The organism is Streptomyces sp. NPDC037013 (assembly GCF_055607265.1).
Genome location: NZ_JBVJRV010000004.1, coordinates 500927 through 517481 on the forward strand (window position 1 = coordinate 500927; position 16555 = coordinate 517481).

Annotated in this window: 10 protein-coding genes; 4 read left to right on the forward strand and 6 right to left on the reverse strand. The window is 74.2% G+C overall.

Translation table 11 applies throughout. From position 1 onward, the window contains the following. The 3 genes from ACZ7DY_RS16790 to ACZ7DY_RS16800 are packed head-to-tail and all read left to right on the forward strand — an operon-like array spanning position 1 to position 2082. Positions 1-171, forward strand: coding sequence for a lysine biosynthesis protein LysW (locus ACZ7DY_RS16790; protein WP_471135657.1), 171 nt, complete (start codon positions 1-3; stop codon positions 169-171). Between the two features lie 13 nt (positions 172-184). After that, a complete protein-coding gene (gene argC, locus ACZ7DY_RS16795) occupies positions 185-1210 on the forward strand; it encodes an N-acetyl-gamma-glutamyl-phosphate reductase (protein ID WP_471136685.1) in 1026 nt (341 codons plus the stop codon). 32 nt (positions 1211-1242) lie between these two features. Beyond that, entirely contained in the window at positions 1243-2082 is an 840-nt protein-coding gene (locus ACZ7DY_RS16800) for a [LysW]-aminoadipate kinase (RefSeq protein WP_471135659.1), read from the forward strand. A 4-nt stretch (positions 2083-2086) separates the two neighbouring features. Here the strand turns inward: ACZ7DY_RS16800 and ACZ7DY_RS16805 are convergent, their stop codons facing one another. Continuing rightward, positions 2087-3166 (reverse strand): acyl-CoA dehydrogenase family protein, encoded by a 1080-nt coding sequence (locus ACZ7DY_RS16805; protein WP_471135661.1) that lies wholly within the window; start codon positions 3164-3166, stop codon positions 2087-2089. 1 nt (position 3167) lies between these two features. Beyond that, positions 3168-4367 carry an acyl-CoA dehydrogenase family protein gene (locus ACZ7DY_RS16810; protein ID WP_471135663.1) on the reverse strand — a complete coding sequence of 400 codons (1200 nt, stop codon included), beginning with the start codon at positions 4365-4367 and terminating at the stop codon, positions 3168-3170. A gap of 129 nt (positions 4368-4496) precedes the next feature. Between ACZ7DY_RS16810 and ACZ7DY_RS16815 the strand changes: the two genes are divergently transcribed. Then, a complete protein-coding gene (locus ACZ7DY_RS16815) occupies positions 4497-7640 on the forward strand; it encodes a non-ribosomal peptide synthetase (RefSeq protein ID WP_471135665.1) in 3144 nt (1047 codons plus the stop codon). Here ACZ7DY_RS16815 and fabG read toward each other — a convergent pair. The 4 genes from fabG to ACZ7DY_RS16835 are packed head-to-tail and all read right to left on the reverse strand — an operon-like array spanning position 7618 to position 16484. After that, positions 7618-8373: a 3-oxoacyl-ACP reductase FabG gene (gene fabG / locus ACZ7DY_RS16820; protein WP_471135668.1), complete on the reverse strand. Its 756-nt coding sequence runs from the start codon at positions 8371-8373 to the stop codon at positions 7618-7620. The genes ACZ7DY_RS16815 and fabG overlap by 23 nt on opposite strands. Further along, a complete protein-coding gene (locus ACZ7DY_RS16825) occupies positions 8370-8564 on the reverse strand; it encodes an MbtH family protein (RefSeq protein WP_471135671.1) in 195 nt (64 codons plus the stop codon). Before ACZ7DY_RS16825 ends, fabG begins: the two co-directional genes overlap by 4 nt. Continuing rightward, the gene (locus ACZ7DY_RS16830) at positions 8561-9385 is read right to left on the reverse strand and encodes a thioesterase II family protein (protein WP_471135674.1); all 825 of its coding nucleotides are present in this window, start codon (positions 9383-9385) and stop codon (positions 8561-8563) included. The genes ACZ7DY_RS16825 and ACZ7DY_RS16830 overlap by 4 nt, the downstream gene beginning before the upstream one ends. Before the next feature lie 16 nt (positions 9386-9401). Continuing rightward, on the reverse strand, positions 9402-16484 hold the full coding sequence (locus tag ACZ7DY_RS16835; protein WP_471135677.1) for an amino acid adenylation domain-containing protein: 7083 nt from the start codon (positions 16482-16484) through the stop codon (positions 9402-9404). Between the last annotated feature and the right edge of the window lie 71 nt (positions 16485-16555).

The following is a 16555-nucleotide window of genomic DNA, read 5'->3' on the forward strand; positions in this document are numbered from 1 at the left end:
ATGAGTGCACCCACCTGCCCGAGCTGTGAGAGCGACGTCAAGCTCGACACGGCACCCCGGCAGAACGAGATCATCGAGTGTGCGGAGTGCCGCAGCGAGCTCGAGGTCCTCGGCGTCGACCCGGTCCTGCTGGCGCTCGCCCCCGAGGTCGAAGAGGACTGGGGTGAATGAGGGACGGGGCCGCGTGATCCGGGCGGGCATCGTCGGCGCGAGCGGCTACATCGGCGGTGAGCTGTGCCGCATCCTGCTCGGCCACCCCCACATCGAGCTGGTGGCGCCGGTCTCGCGGAGCCTCGCGGGCAAGCGGGTGGACGGGGCCCACCCCAACCTGCGCGGCCTCACCGACCTCACCTTCACCGCCCCGGACGACGCACCCGACTGCGACGTGCTGTTCCTTGCGACACCGCACCGCAAGACGATGGAGATGGTGCCGCACTGGGTGGACCGGACCGAATGCCTGGTCGACCTCAGCGCGGACTTCCGGCTGCGCGACCCGGCCCAGTACGAGCGCTACTACGGCGCCGCGCACTCGGCCCCCGGCCTGCTCGAGCAGTTCGTCACCGGCTGGCCCGAGCGGTACCGCAAGGAGATCGCCGGCGCCGACCTGATCAGCGTCCCCGGCTGCATGGCGACCGCCGCGATGCTGGCCCTGTATCCGCTGGCGGCGGCCGGCCTCGTCGAGGACCGGGTGAGCGTCGACGGCCGGATCGGGTCCAGCGGCTCGGGCTCGGGGGCCGGGCCGATGAACCTGCACGCCGAACGGAGCGGCGCCATGCGGGTGTTCGCGCCCGCCGGCCACCGGCACGAGGCGGAGGTGGCGCAGGCGACCGGGCTCACCGTCAGCATGAGCGCGACCGGTGTGGAGGCGGTGCGCGGCGCCCAGGTGCTGTGCCGGGCCACGCTCCGCACCGAGCTCCGCGAGCCGGAACTGCGCCGCGTCTACCGCGACTGCTACGGCGAGGAACCCTTCGTACGGGTGGTCGCCCAGCGGCGCGGCCTGTACCGGCTGCCCGAGCCGAAGATCCTCAGCGGCTCCAACTTCTGCGACGTGGGTTTCGCGCTCGACGCGGACCACGGGCAGGTGGTGGCCGTCGCGGCGCTCGACAACCTCGTCAAGGGAGCCGCGGGCAACGCCGTGCAGTGCGTCAACATCAGACAGGGCTGGCCGGAGCGTCTGGGGCTCGAGTTCCCCGGGCTGCACCCGCTGTGAGCGGGGCCCGGGCCGGCACTCCGGCTGAGACCGTGGTCGTCAAGTGCGGCGGCAGCGGGGCACTTGACGTCGACCGGCTCTGCGGGGACGTCGCCGCGCTGACCGCCGCGGGCCGGCGGGTGGTCCTGGTGCACGGCGGATCCGCCGAGATGGCCCGTCTCGCGGAACGGCTCGGCGTACGGATGCGCTACCTCACCGCACCCGACGGCGTGGTGACCCGGTACACCGACGAGGACACCCTGGACGTCCTGACCCTGGCCCTCGCGGGCCGTGTCAAACCGGCCCTGGTCGCCGCCCTCGCCCGGCACGACGTCCGCGCGGTCGGACTCACCGGCCTGGACGCGGGGCTGCTCAGGGCGCGCCGTAAAAAGGCCGTCCGCGCGGTCGTGGAGGAGCGGCTCACCATCGTGCGCGACGACCGCAGCGGCCGGATCGTCGACGTGAACGCCGGGCTGCTCCGCGGGCTGCTCGCCGAAGGCCTCGTACCGGTGGTGTCACCGCCCGCCCTGGCCGAGGACGGCGAACCGGTCAACACCAACGCGGACCGGGCCGCCGCGGCCGTCGCGGCGGCGCTGGGGGCGAGCACGCTCGTCTTCCTCACGGGCGCGCCCGGCGTACTCACGGACCCCGCCGACCCGGCCACTGCGCTGGCCACCCACCGACTCCAACCGGCGGGCGAGCCGGCGCCCAAGTGGGTGTCGGGCGGCATGGGCATCAAGCTGGTCGCGGCCCGTGAGGCCCTGCTCGCCGGGGTGGGGAAGGTGTGGATCACCGACGGCGGCGCCGCGCACCCCCTGAAGGCGGTGGAGGGCGACGGCCCGGGCACCCGGGTCGTCCTCCCTGAACCGCCGCCGGACACGGGCGGGCGCTGAGCCGTCACGGCAGGGCGGGCGGCCTGTTCCGCAGGCGCAGTGCCCCCGCCTCCTGCCAGAGCACGGTCGGCGCCCCCCACCGGGTCGCCTCCACGGCGGCCAGCCGGTAGTGCCGCTGGACGGCGCACTCGGTGGTGATGCCGGCGGCGCCGTGGACGTGCACGGCGTGCGCGGTGACCTCCAGGGCCAGCTCCGCGGCGCAGGCGAGCGACTGGGTGGCGGCGACGGCCGCCGGACGGCCCTCGTCGCACTCCCACGCCGCCTCGGCGACGAGCAGCCGTCCGGCTTCCAGGCGGGCGAACTGCTCGGCCAGCGGGAAGGCGACGGCCTGGTTCTCGCCGATGCTGCGGTCGAACTGGCGGCGGTGCGCGGCCCGGCCGACCGCGAGCCGGTGCGCACCGGCCGCGAGGCCCAGCAGATACGCCGCCTGCCGGATACGGGCGCGCACCAGCAGCCGGGAGGGCACACCCTCGGCGTCGTGCAGGGGCGCGGAGAGGGCGAGCGGCGTGACGCCCTTCAGGCTCAGGGCCCGTACGCCGTCGCGGCGGGTCGCGGCAGCGGCCGACCCGGGCGCGCCGACGGGCACCGCCGCGAGCACGGTCCCGTCCTCGATGCGGGCGGGCACGAGGTGGTACGCGGCCCGGGGCGGCGGCTCCGGCAGGACGCACTCGCCGGTCAGCCGCCGGCCCGTGCCGCCCGGCTCCGCCACGACGCCCGCGCCGGCGGCCGCTCCGACCGTGATCGTGCCCGCGGCGATGCCCGCCAGCAGCTCGGCCGCTTCGGGCGGCAGGCCGCCGGAGTCGGCCTCCTGGCCCTGTACGAGGTCGGCGAGCAGCGCCCCGGACCGGTAGGCGTCCGGGACGGCCCAGAACCCCAACTCCTCGCACACCGGAACGGCGAGAGACATGCCGAACGCCAACCCTCCAACGGGGTCGGGCAGTTCCAGGGCGTACAGCTCCAGATCCGTGAGGTGCGCGTGGACCTCCGCCGGGTCGAGCCGCCCGTCCGACGCCGCCATGGGAGCGAGGCCGGCCCGCAGCGCCCGCCCCATGTCACGCTGTGCCTTGTCCTGTTCGAGCCGCATGTCATCCCACCTCCGCGGGGGCCGTCCCGGCCGGCGTGGCCGGAGCGGCCGGGTCGACCGACTCGGCGGCGAGCAGGAAACCGGCGATGGTCTTCAGCATCATCTCCGACGTGCCGCCCGAGAGCGTCAGGCCGGGCGCCTCCCGGTAGGCGCTGTCCAGGAGCGCGGCCAGCTCCGGCGGCGCGTCCAGGCCGTGGCGCACCGTGGCCCAGCGCGCCACGGCGGACGCCTGCTCACTCGCGTACCACTTGGCGGTGGAGGTCCGGAGCTCGTCGAGCTGCCCGCTGTCGGCCGAGGCGACGCAGCGCCAGGCCAGCAGGCGGGCCGCGTCGGTGGCGGCACCGTGCCGGCCGATGTCGGCCAGCCAAGGTGCGGCCGCTCCGGTCTCCGTGGTGCCGTCCTGCGCGGTGAGCCCCGAGCAGCCGGCCTCGTACCAACGCTCCGCGCGCAGCGCGAAGTCGAAGCCCGTGCGTTCGAGGGGGAGGGCCTCGGCGAGCACCGCCCACCCCTCGCCGACGCCACCCACGACATCGGCGTCGGTGACGAGGACATTCTCCAACTCGACGCGGTGGAACTGCTCGTCGGCCATGGTGTCAAGGCGCTCCACGCGTACGCCGGGTGCGCGCAGGTCGACGAGGAACAGGGTGAGGCCCTCGTAGCGGGAGGACTCGGCCGATGTCCGTGCGGCACACAGGCCGAAATCCGTGATGCCGCTCTTGAGGTTGTACGTCTTGACCCCGTCGATCCGATGGCCGCCCTCGGCCGGCACCGCGCGGGTCGTCAGCGCGCTCAGATCGGAGCCGACACCGGGCTCGGTGTACAGCACGCTCGCGAAGGACCGCCCGGCCGCGAGCCCCGGCAGCACCCGCTGCTTCTGCTCCTCGGTGCCGGCGAGCAGCACGAGCTTCCCCACGGTCTGGATGCCGTTGACGAACAGGGTGTCGGGGACGCCCGCCCGCATCATCTCCTCGACGGCGATGGCCGCGTGGGCGGCGCCGCGCCCCTGGCCGCCGTAGCGCCGGGGCCAGTCGACGCCGAGCATCCCGTGGTCGCCCAGGAGGCGGTAGAGGCCCCGCTCGTCGGGCTCGCGCCCGCCGTCCGCGCGCAGCGCGGCGAGCGCGGCCACGATGTCCGCGGACCGGAGCTCCGCGCGGACCCGCTCGCGGAAGCTCGACTCGTCGGCGGTGTGGGCAAAGTCCATCTGTCCCCCCGTGTGCGCACCGGCGTGTGCTGACGCATGCCGTGCCGCGCGGTGCCGCGGCCAACGCCGAGATTAGTGCACCCAGTTGAGGTACGTCCCTCTGTTCGATCAAGGTGGTACCGTGACCGGATGTCGAGACCTGACAGGATGGATGCGCGCCCCCTGTCCAGCGCCCAGGAACGCCAGTGGGTCGCCGACCGGTCACTCACCGACCCCCCGGACCACGTGGTCGTCGGCTGGCACATCCCCGGCTCCGTCGACCTTCCCGCGCTGCGCTCCGCACTGGCCGCGCTCCTGGATCGCCATCCCGCGCTGCGCACCCGCTTCGGCGCCCACGAGGCCGTTCCACGGCAGACGGTGTCCGCGTCCACGGAGTACGAGCTGACGGTCATCGACCAACAGTTCGTCCCGCAGGGGGAGTCGGCCGACGAAGCCGAGATCCGGCGGCCCTTCGACCTGGTGCGCGGGCCGCTGGTGCGGGCCGTCATGTGCCCGGACGGCGGCGGTGCCTCACTGACCCTGATCGTGCCCCGCATTGTATGCGACCCGCACGCCGCCGGGGTGCTCTCCGCCGACGTCGTGGACCTCTACCGTGCCGCACGCGACGGCACGGCGCGGCCCGACGTGCGGACGCCGTGGATTCCGGCCCAGCAGGTCGCATCGGGACGGCCCGGCGGACAGAGGACGCCGGACGATCCCCACCTCGCCTACTGGACCGAGAGGTTGGCCGACATCCCGGCCTCCGCCGAGCTGCCGACCGACCTGCCCCGGCAGCCGGTGCACACTCAGCGGGGGAGGACCGTCTTCCTCGACATACCCCGTGACGGCGTGTGCTCTCCGGCCACGACCAAGGACCCGGCCGACGCGGTCTTCACGGTCTTCTGTGCCGCCCTCGCCGGGCTCCTGGCCCGGTACGCGCGCTCCCACGACGCCGTGGTCGCCACCCGGACACCGGGTGCCAGGGAGCCGGGGGACGAGTCGGCCGTCGGCTGCCTCGCACCCCTGCTGCCCCTGCGGATCGACGGATCCGGCGACCCTTCGCTGCGCACGCTCGCCGCGCGCGTCGAGCAGGCCACGGCCGAGGCGCTCGATCACGTCGCCGTGCCCTTTCAGGAAATCGTCTCGGCCCTCGCCGTCGACCGCGAGCCGAGTCGGCACCCCATCGCCCAAGTGGCGCTCGACGTGTGGCCGCTGCCCCGCGAGGAGTCCCGGGCGGCCCCGGACCCGCGCCCGCGGCTCATGGCGCAGCCGCGCTCCCCGTTCGACGTGGCCGTCACCGTCGCCGACACGGGCGGTGCCGCGTACTCCGTCGCCTTCACCTGCAACGCCGACCTGTTCAGCGCGGCGGCCGCGCGGCGCATGGCGGGCCACTTCCGGGAACTGCTCACGGACGGGCTCGCGCACCCCGACCGGCCCCTGTCCGAACTGAACCTGCTCGTTCCGGACGAACGCGACCTCGGCGTGCCGCCGCACCCCGTCCGCGCCACACCCGACGTGACCGTGCTCGACCTGTTCGACCGGCAGGTCGCCGAGGCAGGCGGCAGTACGGCCTTGTGGAGCCCGCCGTACCACCGTACCTACGCCGAACTGGACGAAGAGGCCGCCCAGTTGGCTGCTCGGGTGGCCGCCCTCGGCATCCGCCCCGACGACCGGATCGCCATCATGCTGCCGCGCGGCCCCGAGCAGGTCGTCGCGATGCTGGCCGTGCTCAAGGCGGGCGGGGCCTACGTACCGCTCGACCCCGACCACCCGCGCGAGCGGACCGCGTTCGTCCTGCGCGACAGCGCGGCACGGCTCGTCCTGACCGCCGAACGGCTCGCGGCGAAGCTCCCCGCCGACGCCGAGCGCCCTCATGTGCTCACCATCGACGGCCCGCCGCCCACGGAGCCTTTGGCACCCCGACCGGCAGCCCCCGTCGCACCCGACAGCCTCGCCTACCTCATCTACACGTCGGGCTCCACGGGTGTGCCCAAGGGGGTCGCCGTCACCCACCGCTGCGTCGTACGCCTGGTGCGCGGGCTCGACGACGTGGCGGTGCGCCCCGACGACACCCTGCTGATGCTCGCCCCCACCGCCTTCGACGCCTCGACCTTCGAGGTGTGGGGCGCACTGTGCAACGGCGCCCGGCTCGCCGTCCATCCGCCCGGCCCCGTCGGCCCGCGCGAACTGGGCGCGGAACTGAACCGGTTGGGCGTCACCGTACTCTGGCTCACCGCACAGCTGGCCAACCTCGTGGCCGAGGCGCACCCGCAGGCCCTGCGACCGCTGCGGACCCTGGTCGCCGGGGGCGAGGCACTCTCCGCGCCCCACCTGCGCACGCTGCTGGCCGCCCACCCGGCCCTGCGCGTCGTCAACGGCTACGGCCCCACCGAGACCACCACCTTCGCCACGACCCACCCGGTCGACGCCGACGGGCTCGACGAGGACGCCGAGGTGCCGATCGGCCGGCCCATCGGCGGCACCCGCTGCTACGTCGTCGACGACACCGGACGACCGGTGCCCACGGGAATCGTCGGCGAACTCCTCATCGGCGGCGACGGATTGGCCCGCGGCTACCTGGGGCGCCCCGCCCTCACCGCCGAACGCTTCGTCCCCGACCCGTTCGGCCCGCCGGGCGGCCGCCTCTACCGCACCGGGGACCTGGCGCGGCGGCGGGCCGACGGCGTCATCGAGTTCGCGGGACGCATCGACGACCAGGTCAAGCTGCGCGGCTTCCGCATCGAACCCGGGGAGATCCGGGCGGTGCTCACGGGCCACCCGGCGGTGCGCGACGCCTTCGTCACCGTGCGCGGCAGCGGGCTCGCCGCCGAGCTGGCCGCCTACGTGGTGCCCGCGGAGCCGGGCGCGACGGACGTCCGGGAACTACGGGCCTACCTGAGTGAACGCCTGCCCGCGGCGCTCGTCCCCGCGTGGTTCGTGCCCTTGGAACGGCTGCCGCTGACCGCCAACGGCAAGGTGGACCGCGGCGCACTGCCCGCTCCGGCGCCCGCCCGCCGCACCGGCTCCGCCCCGCGCCACCGGGCTCCCGGGACACCGTGGGAGAGGACGATCGCCGACGTGTGGCACACGGTCATCGGCCGGACCCCCGAGGATGTGGGCGAAGACTTCTTCGCACTCGGCGGGACCTCCCTGGACCTGCTGCGGGTCGCCGCCGAGCTGACGGAACGCCACGGCGTCACCGTGCCGCCCCCCACCCTGTTCCGCCTCCGCACGGTGGCGGAACTCGCCGCGGCGCTGGCGGGGGAGCGGCTCAGCGCATCGGTCCTCCCGTGACGTACAGCAGGTGCCCCGAGACGTAACCGGCGTCCTCGCTCACGAGGAACGCGACGGCGTGTGCCACGTCCTCCGGCCTGCCCACCCGCCGTACCGGCGTCTGCGAGGCCACCATCTGCTGGAGCTTGCCGAAGTCCATGCCCATGCGTTCGGCCGTCCGCGCCGTCATGTCGGTCACGATGTAACCCGGCGCCACCGCGTTCACCGTCACGCCGTACGGGCCGAGTTCGATGGCGAGCGTGCGCGTCAGGCCGTCGATCCCGGCCTTCGCGGCGGCGTAGTTGGCCTGGTCGCGGTTGCCGAGGGCGGAGGAGCTGGAGAAGTTGACGATGCGCCCCCACTTCCGTTCGAGCAGGTAAGGACGGATCGCCTGGCACATCAGGAACGGGCCGCGCAGATTCACGTCGAGAACGGTGTCCCAGTCCTCGAGGGAGAGGTCCTGGACCGGCCGGTCCCTGACGATGCCGGCGTTGTTGACCAGGATGTCCGGCGGCCCGAGCGCCGCCGCCACGTCCGCGAGCGCGCCGTGGGCCTGCTCGGGGTCGCCGACGTCGGCGACGACGGCATGCGCGGTGCCACCGGCGGCGCGCACCCGCTCCACCGTCTCGGCGGCCGCCCCGCCGTCGATATCGAGCACGCCGACGGCGGCACCGTCGGCGGCGAGGCGGAGCGCGGTGGCGGCGCCGATGCCGTGTCCGGCGCCCGTGACGACTGCGATGTGTGAGGACGTCATGCGGAGGTCGACTCCATCCGGCGGCGCAGGCTCAGCGGCCGCATGTCGGTCCAGGTCTCCTCGATGTGCGCCAGGCACTCCTCCTTGGTGCCGCGCATCCCGCTCTCCCGCCAGCCGGCGGGGACGCTCCGGCCCTCCGGCCAGATCGAGTACTGTTCCTCGTCGTTGACGACGACGGTGTAGGACGTCACCTGGCTGCATCCTCGTCTCTCGTGGCGGCACCGGACGTGTGCGGTGGCTGCGGCCCGGCGAGGGCCGTGCGGATGATGCGGGCCACCTCGTCACCCTGCTCGACGAGGTAGAAGTGGCCGCCGGGGAGCCGGTGCGAGACGCACCGGCTCTGCGTGACGGTGGCCCACTCGGTCTGTTCCCAGCCGCCGGGCGTCGGGTCGTCCCTGCCGTTCAGGACGGTGATCGGGGCCTGGACCGGCTCGCCCGCGACCAGGCCGGTCAGCACGATCCCCAGGTCCGCCCGGATCACCCGCAGCACCATGTCCCGCAGTTCGGGGTGGCGCAGCAGCGCCTCGTAGTTGGGCGCTCCCGTCGAGCCGAGCGCGTCCAGGATGGTCTCGTCGGAGGCGTCCCGCGGGAAGGTGGCCGTCGGCCGCTGGGCCGGCCCGCCGTGTCCGGAGGCGAAGACGTGGGCCACCGGGATCCCGGCCTTCTCCAGGGCGCGGCACAGGTTGACCGCGAGCACCGCGCCCATGCTGTGGCCGAAGAGCGCGATCCTTTTGAACCCGGCCCGGTCGACGACGTCGGCGAGCGCGGCGACGAGCGCCGGATGGTCGGTGAAGGGGGGCTCGGCCAGGCGGGTCTCCCTTCCCGGCAGCTGTACGGGAACCACGTCCACGTCGGCGTCGACCGCGGCCAGCCAGGCGCGGTAGCTCGACGCGTTGCCGCCGCTGTGCGGTAGGCACAACAGCTGGGTGTCGCGCCAGGGACGGTCGAGGCCGCCGAGGAACCAGCGGTCCAAGTCGCCGGAGAGGCCGCCCGGTTCCACGTCGCTTCTCATCCCACCACCTCCATGATCAACACGTCTCCTCTGCGTCGTCGCGGCCGGTCGTGCCGAGCCGGGAAAGGGGTTGGAGCGGATCGGCGAGTGCCGCCCGCAGCAGGCTCGCGTAGACGTCCGTGACCCGCTTCGCGGTCGACGCGGTGAACACGTCGGTACTGAACTCGACCGTGCAGGTCAGTGCCGTGCCCCTGCGTGTCACCGCGATGTCCAGGTCGAACTTGGCGGTGCCGGTGTCCACGTCGGTCACCCGGGCCGCGAGGCCGGGCAGTTCGGGCGCGGCGTCCGCGGTGTCGTCGACGTAGAAGACCACGTCGACGAGGGGGGTGCGGTCCAGTGTGCGGGCCGGCAGGAGTTCCTCCACGAGCCGGTCGAACGGCAGCTCCTGGTGGGCGTATCCGGCCACGGCGGTGTCGCGGGTACGGGCCAGGAGTTCGGCGAAGGACGGATCGCCCGACAGATCGGCGCGCAGGACCAGGGTGTTGACGAAGAACCCGATCAGCGGAGCCAGTTCGGGGCGCGAGCGTCGTGAGACGGGGGTGCCGACTCCGAAGTCCTGCTGCCCGCCGAGCCGGCCGAGCGCGGCCTGGGCCACGGCGAGGAGCACCATGAACTGCGTGACGCCGTGCTCACGTGCCACCTCGGCGAGGCGGGCCGTGCCGGCCGCGTCGAGTAGGCCTGCGTGGTGCCTCGCCCCCTTGCCGGAACGCCGCCGCGGGCGCGGCCGGTCGGTGGGCAGCTCCAGGGTGGGCAGGTCGCGCAGCTGTTCGCGCCAGTAGCCGAGGTCGGCCCGCTCGACGTCCGCAGCGTGCTGCCGCTGCCAGAGCGCGTAGTCCGCGTACTGGACGGGCAGCGCGGGCAAGGTGTGCGGTCGCCCGCAGGTGCGCGCCGTGTACACCTCCGCCACCTCGGACAGGAGGAGGCGGAACGACTCGGCGTCCACGGCCGCGTGGTGCACCACGAGCGACAGCAGCCATTCGTCCGGCGCGACGCGCATCAACTCCGCCCGGATCAGCGGCCCTTGGTCGAGCCGGAACGGACGGCGTGCCGCCGCTGATGCCGCCTCCTCGGCCGCCGCCCGCGCCTCGTCTACCGGCCGCCCCGAAAGATCGGTCTCGACCGGCGCGAACACCGTTGCCGGATCGGCAACTTGTACGGGCAGGCGGTCGTCGCCGAGGACGAACCTGGTCCGCAGCACCTCGTGCCGTTCGACGACCTCGGTGAGTGCCGCACAGAGCGCCTCGGTGTCCAGGGCGCCCCGCAGCCACAGGTTCATCGGCACGTTGTAGTCGGCGCCGCCCGGGTGCAGCTGGTCCAGGAACCACAGGCGCTGCTGGTCGACGGAGAGCGGCGCCGGCCCGCCGCCGGGACGAGGGCGCACCGGAGCGCCGTCGCCGGCCGGGGCGGGGGCCCGCGCCACGACGGCCGCCAGCTCGCTGACCCGCCGGTGCTCGAAGAGCGTCCGGACCGTGACGTCCGCGTTCAGGGCGGTGCGCAGCCGTGCGACGACCTGGGTGGCCTGGTACGAGTTGCCGCCGATGGTGAAGAAGTCGTCGTCGACGCCGAAGGCGTCCCGCCCGAGGATCTCGGCCCACACGGCGTGGACGGCCTTCTCCAGATCGGTGCCGGGAGGCCGGCCGGTATCCCCGTCGACCCTGCTCCTTCGGGGCTCGGGGAGACGGGCCGGGTCCACCTTGCCGTTGGCGGTCACCGGGAGCTCGGGCAGCGGGGTGATGGTCGCCGGGACCATGTACTCGGGCAGGCGCTGCCGCAGATGACGGAAGAGGTCCTCGACGTCGACACCCTCGCCCGCGTCGGGGACGACGTACGCCGCGAGTTCCGCCGCGCCGGCGCTGCCGTGCCGCAACACGTGCGTGTCGCGCACCGCGGGGTGGCCGCGGAGCACCGTGGCGACCTCGCCGAGCTCGATGCGGTAGCCGCGGATCTTGACCTGGTCGTCGTCGCGGCCCAGGAAGTCGAGGGTGCCGTCGGGAAGCCGGCGCACGATGTCACCGGTGCGGTAGACGCGCTCCCCGGGGGGCCCGAACGGATCGGGCACGAAGGCCCGTGCGGTCAGGGCCGGGGCGGCGAGGTAGCCGCGGGCCAGGCCGCGGCCACCGATCCACAGCTCGCCGGGCACGCCGACGGGCAGCAGTTCGCCGTGGACGCCGACGACGTAGAGACGGGTGTCGGCGACCGGCCGGCCGAGCGGCACGGACGTGGTGTCCGGGGCCGGTACGGAGGCGAGGTGGTGCAGGGTCGTGTTGGTCGCGGACTCGGTCGGCCCGTAACAGTTCAGCAGACGCAGACCGGGCAGCTCGCGCATGAGCCGGCGCAGATGGGGCACGGACGGCGCCTGGCCGCCGATCCCCAGCTGGCGTATGCCGGAGAGCAGCCGGATGTCCGTGTCGATGGTCATCTGGGCCAGCGTGGCGGAGAGCCAGAGCACGGTCACGCCGTGGCGGCTGATGGTGGCGCCGAGCTCGACGGGGTCGATGAGCCGTTCTTCGGGCACCACGATCCGCGCGCCGTGGGCCAGCGGCAGCCACGTCTCCAGGTGCGACGCGTCGAACGTCGTCGGATGCACCATGAGGAACGTGTCGTCGGGCCGGGTCGGCGCCTGGTCGCAGCCGAGTACGAGGCGGACCAGCGCGTGGTGCGGGACGGCGACGCCCTTGGGCCGCCCGGTCGATCCTGAGGTGTGCAGGACGTAGGCGAGGTGGTACGGGTCGACGCCGGGCAAGTCGTCCGAGGGGCGGGGCTCGATGCCCGCACGGTCGCCGTCCAGGTCGACGAAGTGCCGCAGGGCATCGGGGAGTTTGTGCCGGACGTCGGGGCGTCCGACGGCGATGTCCACGCCGCAGTCGGCGAGCAGCTGCCCGATGCGCTCGGCGGGGTGCGTCGGGTCCAGCGGCACGTACGCTCCGCCCGCCTTCAGCACCGCGAGCATGGCGACGATCAGGCCGGCGCTCGGCGGCAGGCAGAGGCCGACCAGAACGTCCGGGCCCACCCCGCGCTCGGTGAGGTGGTGGGCGAGCCGGTTGGCCGCCGCGTTCAGCTCGGCGTAGCTCAGCTCGCCGTCGGGCGCCGTCACGGCGATGGCCGTGCCCGCCGCGGCGGCCTGCCGCTCGACCACCGCGGTGACGGTCTCCACCGGCGTGGAGGCGGTCTCGTTGAAGTCGTCGAGGAGCTGTCGGCGCTCGTCGGGTGTGAGCATCTCCAGTTCGGACAGGCGCTGTTCGGGGCGGGCGAGGGCCGAGCGCAGGAGCTGCTGGTAGTGCCCGGCGATCCGTTCCGCGGTCGTGCGGTCGAACAGGTCGCTGCTGTAGTTGACGCGGCCGGTGAGGCGCCCGTCGCGGCCGGTGCGTACTTCCAGGACGAGGTCGAAGGCGGCGGTCTGCTCCTCCAGCGCGATCTTCGTCGCCTCGACGCCGTCCAGGGACAGCTGGTCCTCCGGCGCGTCGATCACCTGGAACATCACCTGCACCAGCGGGTTGACCCCGGCGTCACGGGTGACACCGAGGGCGTCCACCACCTCCTCGAAGGGCACCTCGGAGTGGTCGCCTGCGGCGAGCGTCGTCCCGGTGACCTGCCGGAGCAGGTCGGCGAAGGTCGGGTCGCCGGAGCAGTCGGCGCGCAGCGGCACCGTGTTGACCAGGAAGCCGACCAGGCCCTCGACCTCGCGCCGGGTGCGGTTGGCGAACGGCGTGCCGACGACCACGTCCTTGTCGCGCCCGTACCGGGAGAGCAGCGCGAAGAAGGCCGTCAGGAGCGTCATGAACGGGGTGACGCCGGCGCGGTTGCCGAACGTGCCGAGTTCCGCGCCGAGTTCGGACGGAAGATCGAAGTACAGGGTGCCGCCACGGGTGGTGGGGCGGGCGGGCCGCGACCGGTCCATGGGCAGTTCGAGCTGGGCGGGCGCGCCGGCGAGCTGCTCGCGCCAGTAGGCGAGCCCCGCCCGGTGGGCGTCGCCGTCGAGCTCCGCGTTCTGCCAGCGCGCGTAGTCCCGGAACGAAAGCGTGACCGGAGCCAGGTCGGACGGCAGGCCACGGCGGAACGAGCCGTACAGGCGGCTGAGTTCGCCGAAGAGCACCTCCGTGGAGTGACCGTCGGCGACCATGTGGTGGACGGCCCAGAGCAGGACGTGCTCGCGGGGTCCGCGGCGTACGAGGGTGAGCCGGAGCAGAGGCCCTACGGCCAGGTCGAAGGGCCGGGCCGCCTCCTCGGCGAGCAGCGCGTCCAGCTCCGCCGCGGGCGCCCCGGTCAGATCGTGCCGGACGAGCCGCACCGTCGGCTCGGGATCCACCACCTGGCGGGGCACGCCGGCGGTCGCCACGTAGCGGGTGCGGAGGATCTCGTGCCGGACCACGAGCTGGTCCAGGGCGCGGCTCAGCGCGTCCGCGTCGAGCTCCCCGCGCAGCAGGAACGCCTCGATGACGTTGTAGGAGGCGTCCGCGGGCCGCAACTGGTCGAGGAACCAGATGCGTTTCTGTGAGGACGCCAGGGGCGCGTCGTCCCGGTCGTCGGGGGTGGCGACGGGGGAGGGGCCGCCTCGCGCGGAGGTGGTGGCCTCTCCGTCGCGGGTCGCGCGGTGGCGCTCGACCGCCTCGGCGAGCGCCTTGGGCGTGGGGTTGCGGAAGAACCAGCTCATCGGGATCTCCGCCCCGAAGGCCTCGCGCACCCAGGAGAGGAGCCGGATGGCCCGGATGCTGTCGCCGCCCGTGGCGAAGAAGTTGGTGGTGGCGGTGAGACGCGCGCCCGGCAGCAGCGGAGCGCAGCCCTCCACGGCGATCCGGCGCACCAGACCCGTCATGCCGTCCGCCGTGGCGGGGCCGTCGTCGTCCGCCGAGGGCAGCGGGGCCGGGGCGCCCGCGGCGTGCCGGTGGGCGTCGAGCGCGGCGAGGTCGACCTTGCCGGAGGCGGTGATCGGGATGTGCGGCACCGCGACGAGCAGACTGGGCACCATGTACGCGGGCAGCCGGTCGGCGAGGTGCCGGCGGACGCCGTCGAGGTCGGGGCGGACCCCCGAGGCGGGCACCACGAAACCGACGAGCGTCCCGTCGATGTCGGCCACGACGGCGGCGGTCACCTCGGGCAGGGCGCTGAGCGCCGCCTCGATCTCCCCGAGCTCGACGCGCTGCCCCCGGACCTTGACCTGCCGGTCGCGGCGGCCGAGGAAGACGATGTCGCCGTCGGCCGACCAGCGGGCGAGATCGCCGGTGCGGTAGAGACGGCCGCCGGGCGTGAACGGATCGGGCAGGAAGCGCTCCGCCGTGCGCGCGGCGTGCCCCAGATATCCGCGGGCCACACCGGTGCCGCCGACGAACAGCTCGCCCACCGCGCCGGGCGGCACGGGGCGCAGGTCGTCGTCGAGGATGTACGCCTGGTGGTTGTCGACCGGGAGCCCGATGGGCGGCGGGGACCGCCACACGCCGGTGCACTCCTTGTATATGACGCCGATCGTGGTCTCGGTCGTGCCGTATCCGTTGACGAACCGGCGGTCGCGGGACCAGCGCGTGGTCAGCCGCCCCGAGAACGGCTCGCCGCCGACCGAGACGAGCCGCAGGAGCGGCACACGGTCCGGGTCGAGCAACTCCAGGAGGGCCGGGGGGAGTTCGGCGACGGTGATGCCGCTCTCGGTGAGCACCCGGGTCAGCCCCTCCACCGAGCGCCGGTCGTCGTCGCCGATCATGTGGAGGGAGGCGCCGCTGAGCAGCGCGCAGAAGATCTCGAACACCGATACGTCGAAGCCGGGCGACGCGTACTGCAGCATGCGGTCGTCGGGGCCCAGCTCGAAGAGGTGCTGGAGGGAGGCGACGAAGTTGAGGGCGCTGTCGTGTTCCACGAGGACGGCGCGGGGCGCGCCGGTGCTGCCCGAGGTGTACATCGCGTAGGCGAGGCCCCGCGGGTCGGCGTCGGCCCAGGGGGCGTCGGCCGCTTCGGCGGAGCTGTCCTCGGCGGTGACGTCGTCGAGGTCCACGACGTGCCAGTCGCCGGACGGTATGCGCTCCCGCAGCACGGTGTCGGTGACGACCGCGGTGACGCCGGCGTCGCTCAGCAGTGTGGCGAGGCGCGCGGGTGGCACCGCCGGATCGATCGGCAGCCAGCCGGCGCCGGCGTGCAGCGCCGCGAGGCACGCGACGACCCAGCGCTTGTCGTCGCGGGACACATACACGGCGACCAGGTCCTCGGGGCCGGCCCCGGCGGTCGCGCGCAGCCGGTGTCCGAGGCGGGCGGCGGCCGCCGCGGTGGCCCGGTAGGTGAGGGTGCCCGCCGCGTCCGCCAGCGCGGTCCGGTCGGCGAAGCGCCGCCGGGCGAGGTCGAAGGCGGCGGTGAGGGTGCCGGGGCTGCGCGGGCGAGCGGTGCGGTTGGGCTCCACCGTCACCGTGCGCCGCTCGTCGTCGGAGAGCGGACGCAGCGCGGACAGGGGCGCGTCGGGAGCGGAGAGGAGCGCTTCGAGGAGCGCCCCGGCACCCCGCAGGACGCCCTCGACCAGCAGATGTTCATGGCGGTCGGGGTCGTATCCGGCGGTCAGGGCGCCGGTCGCGGACAGTTCCACGGTGACGTCCCCGATGAGGGTGGTGTCGCCGTGGGTGCCGATGCCCGGCCGTTCGTCGCGCGGGAGCTGGATGAGCAGGGGCGGGACCGAGCCCGCCGACGGCCGCGTCCCTGCCGTGAGGGCCTCGGTGAGCGCGCGGTCCGTGGCGCGCACGACGTCGGTGAACCGCTCCTCCGCCGCGGCCGTCACCGCGAGCCGCCGTACACGACCCGCGCCGTCGCGCACGGTGACCAGCAGCTCGGGTGTCGCGCAGTACCGGGCCACGGAGGTCAGCACCGCCGCCAACAGGGCGGTCCCCGGCGGGACATGGCACCGCGCGGCGACGTCGTGGAGCGCCTTCCCGGCGACGTCGCCCAGCTCGTGCACGGCCTGCCGGCGGACGGCGGGGCCCGCGGGGCCGGTGGCCACCGCGCGGGGCAGCGCCGTGGGCGTCGTCGGCTGCCCGGCGGGCTGCCAGGGACGGTCGGACGCGGCCGCCCACCGGTGGATCCGTTCGAGGAAAAGCGCGCGCCGGTCTTCGAGGGTGAGGTCCGGGTGCATCTGGCCACTTCCTTCGCGCAGGGGTCAGCGCGGGTGCGCGCCTGGACGGGGCGCGGACCCGACGAGGCCTC

Bases quoted from the DNA above. Each gene is read 5' to 3' on its own strand.
- ACZ7DY_RS16835 (WP_471135677.1), bottom strand. From the start codon at position 16,484: ATGCACCCGGACCTCACCCTCGAAGACCGGCGCGCGCTTTTCCTCGAA.
- ACZ7DY_RS16830 (WP_471135674.1), bottom strand. From the start codon at position 9,385: ATGAGAAGCGACGTGGAACCGGGCGGCCTCTCCGGCGACTTGGACCGC.
- ACZ7DY_RS16790 (WP_471135657.1), top strand. From the start codon at position 1: ATGAGTGCACCCACCTGCCCGAGCTGTGAGAGCGACGTCAAGCTCGAC.
- ACZ7DY_RS16805 (WP_471135661.1), bottom strand. From the start codon at position 3,166: ATGCGGCTCGAACAGGACAAGGCACAGCGTGACATGGGGCGGGCGCTG.
- fabG (WP_471135668.1), bottom strand. From the start codon at position 8,373: ATGACGTCCTCACACATCGCAGTCGTCACGGGCGCCGGACACGGCATC.
- ACZ7DY_RS16810 (WP_471135663.1), bottom strand. From the start codon at position 4,367: ATGGACTTTGCCCACACCGCCGACGAGTCGAGCTTCCGCGAGCGGGTC.
- ACZ7DY_RS16815 (WP_471135665.1), top strand. From the start codon at position 4,497: ATGTCGAGACCTGACAGGATGGATGCGCGCCCCCTGTCCAGCGCCCAG.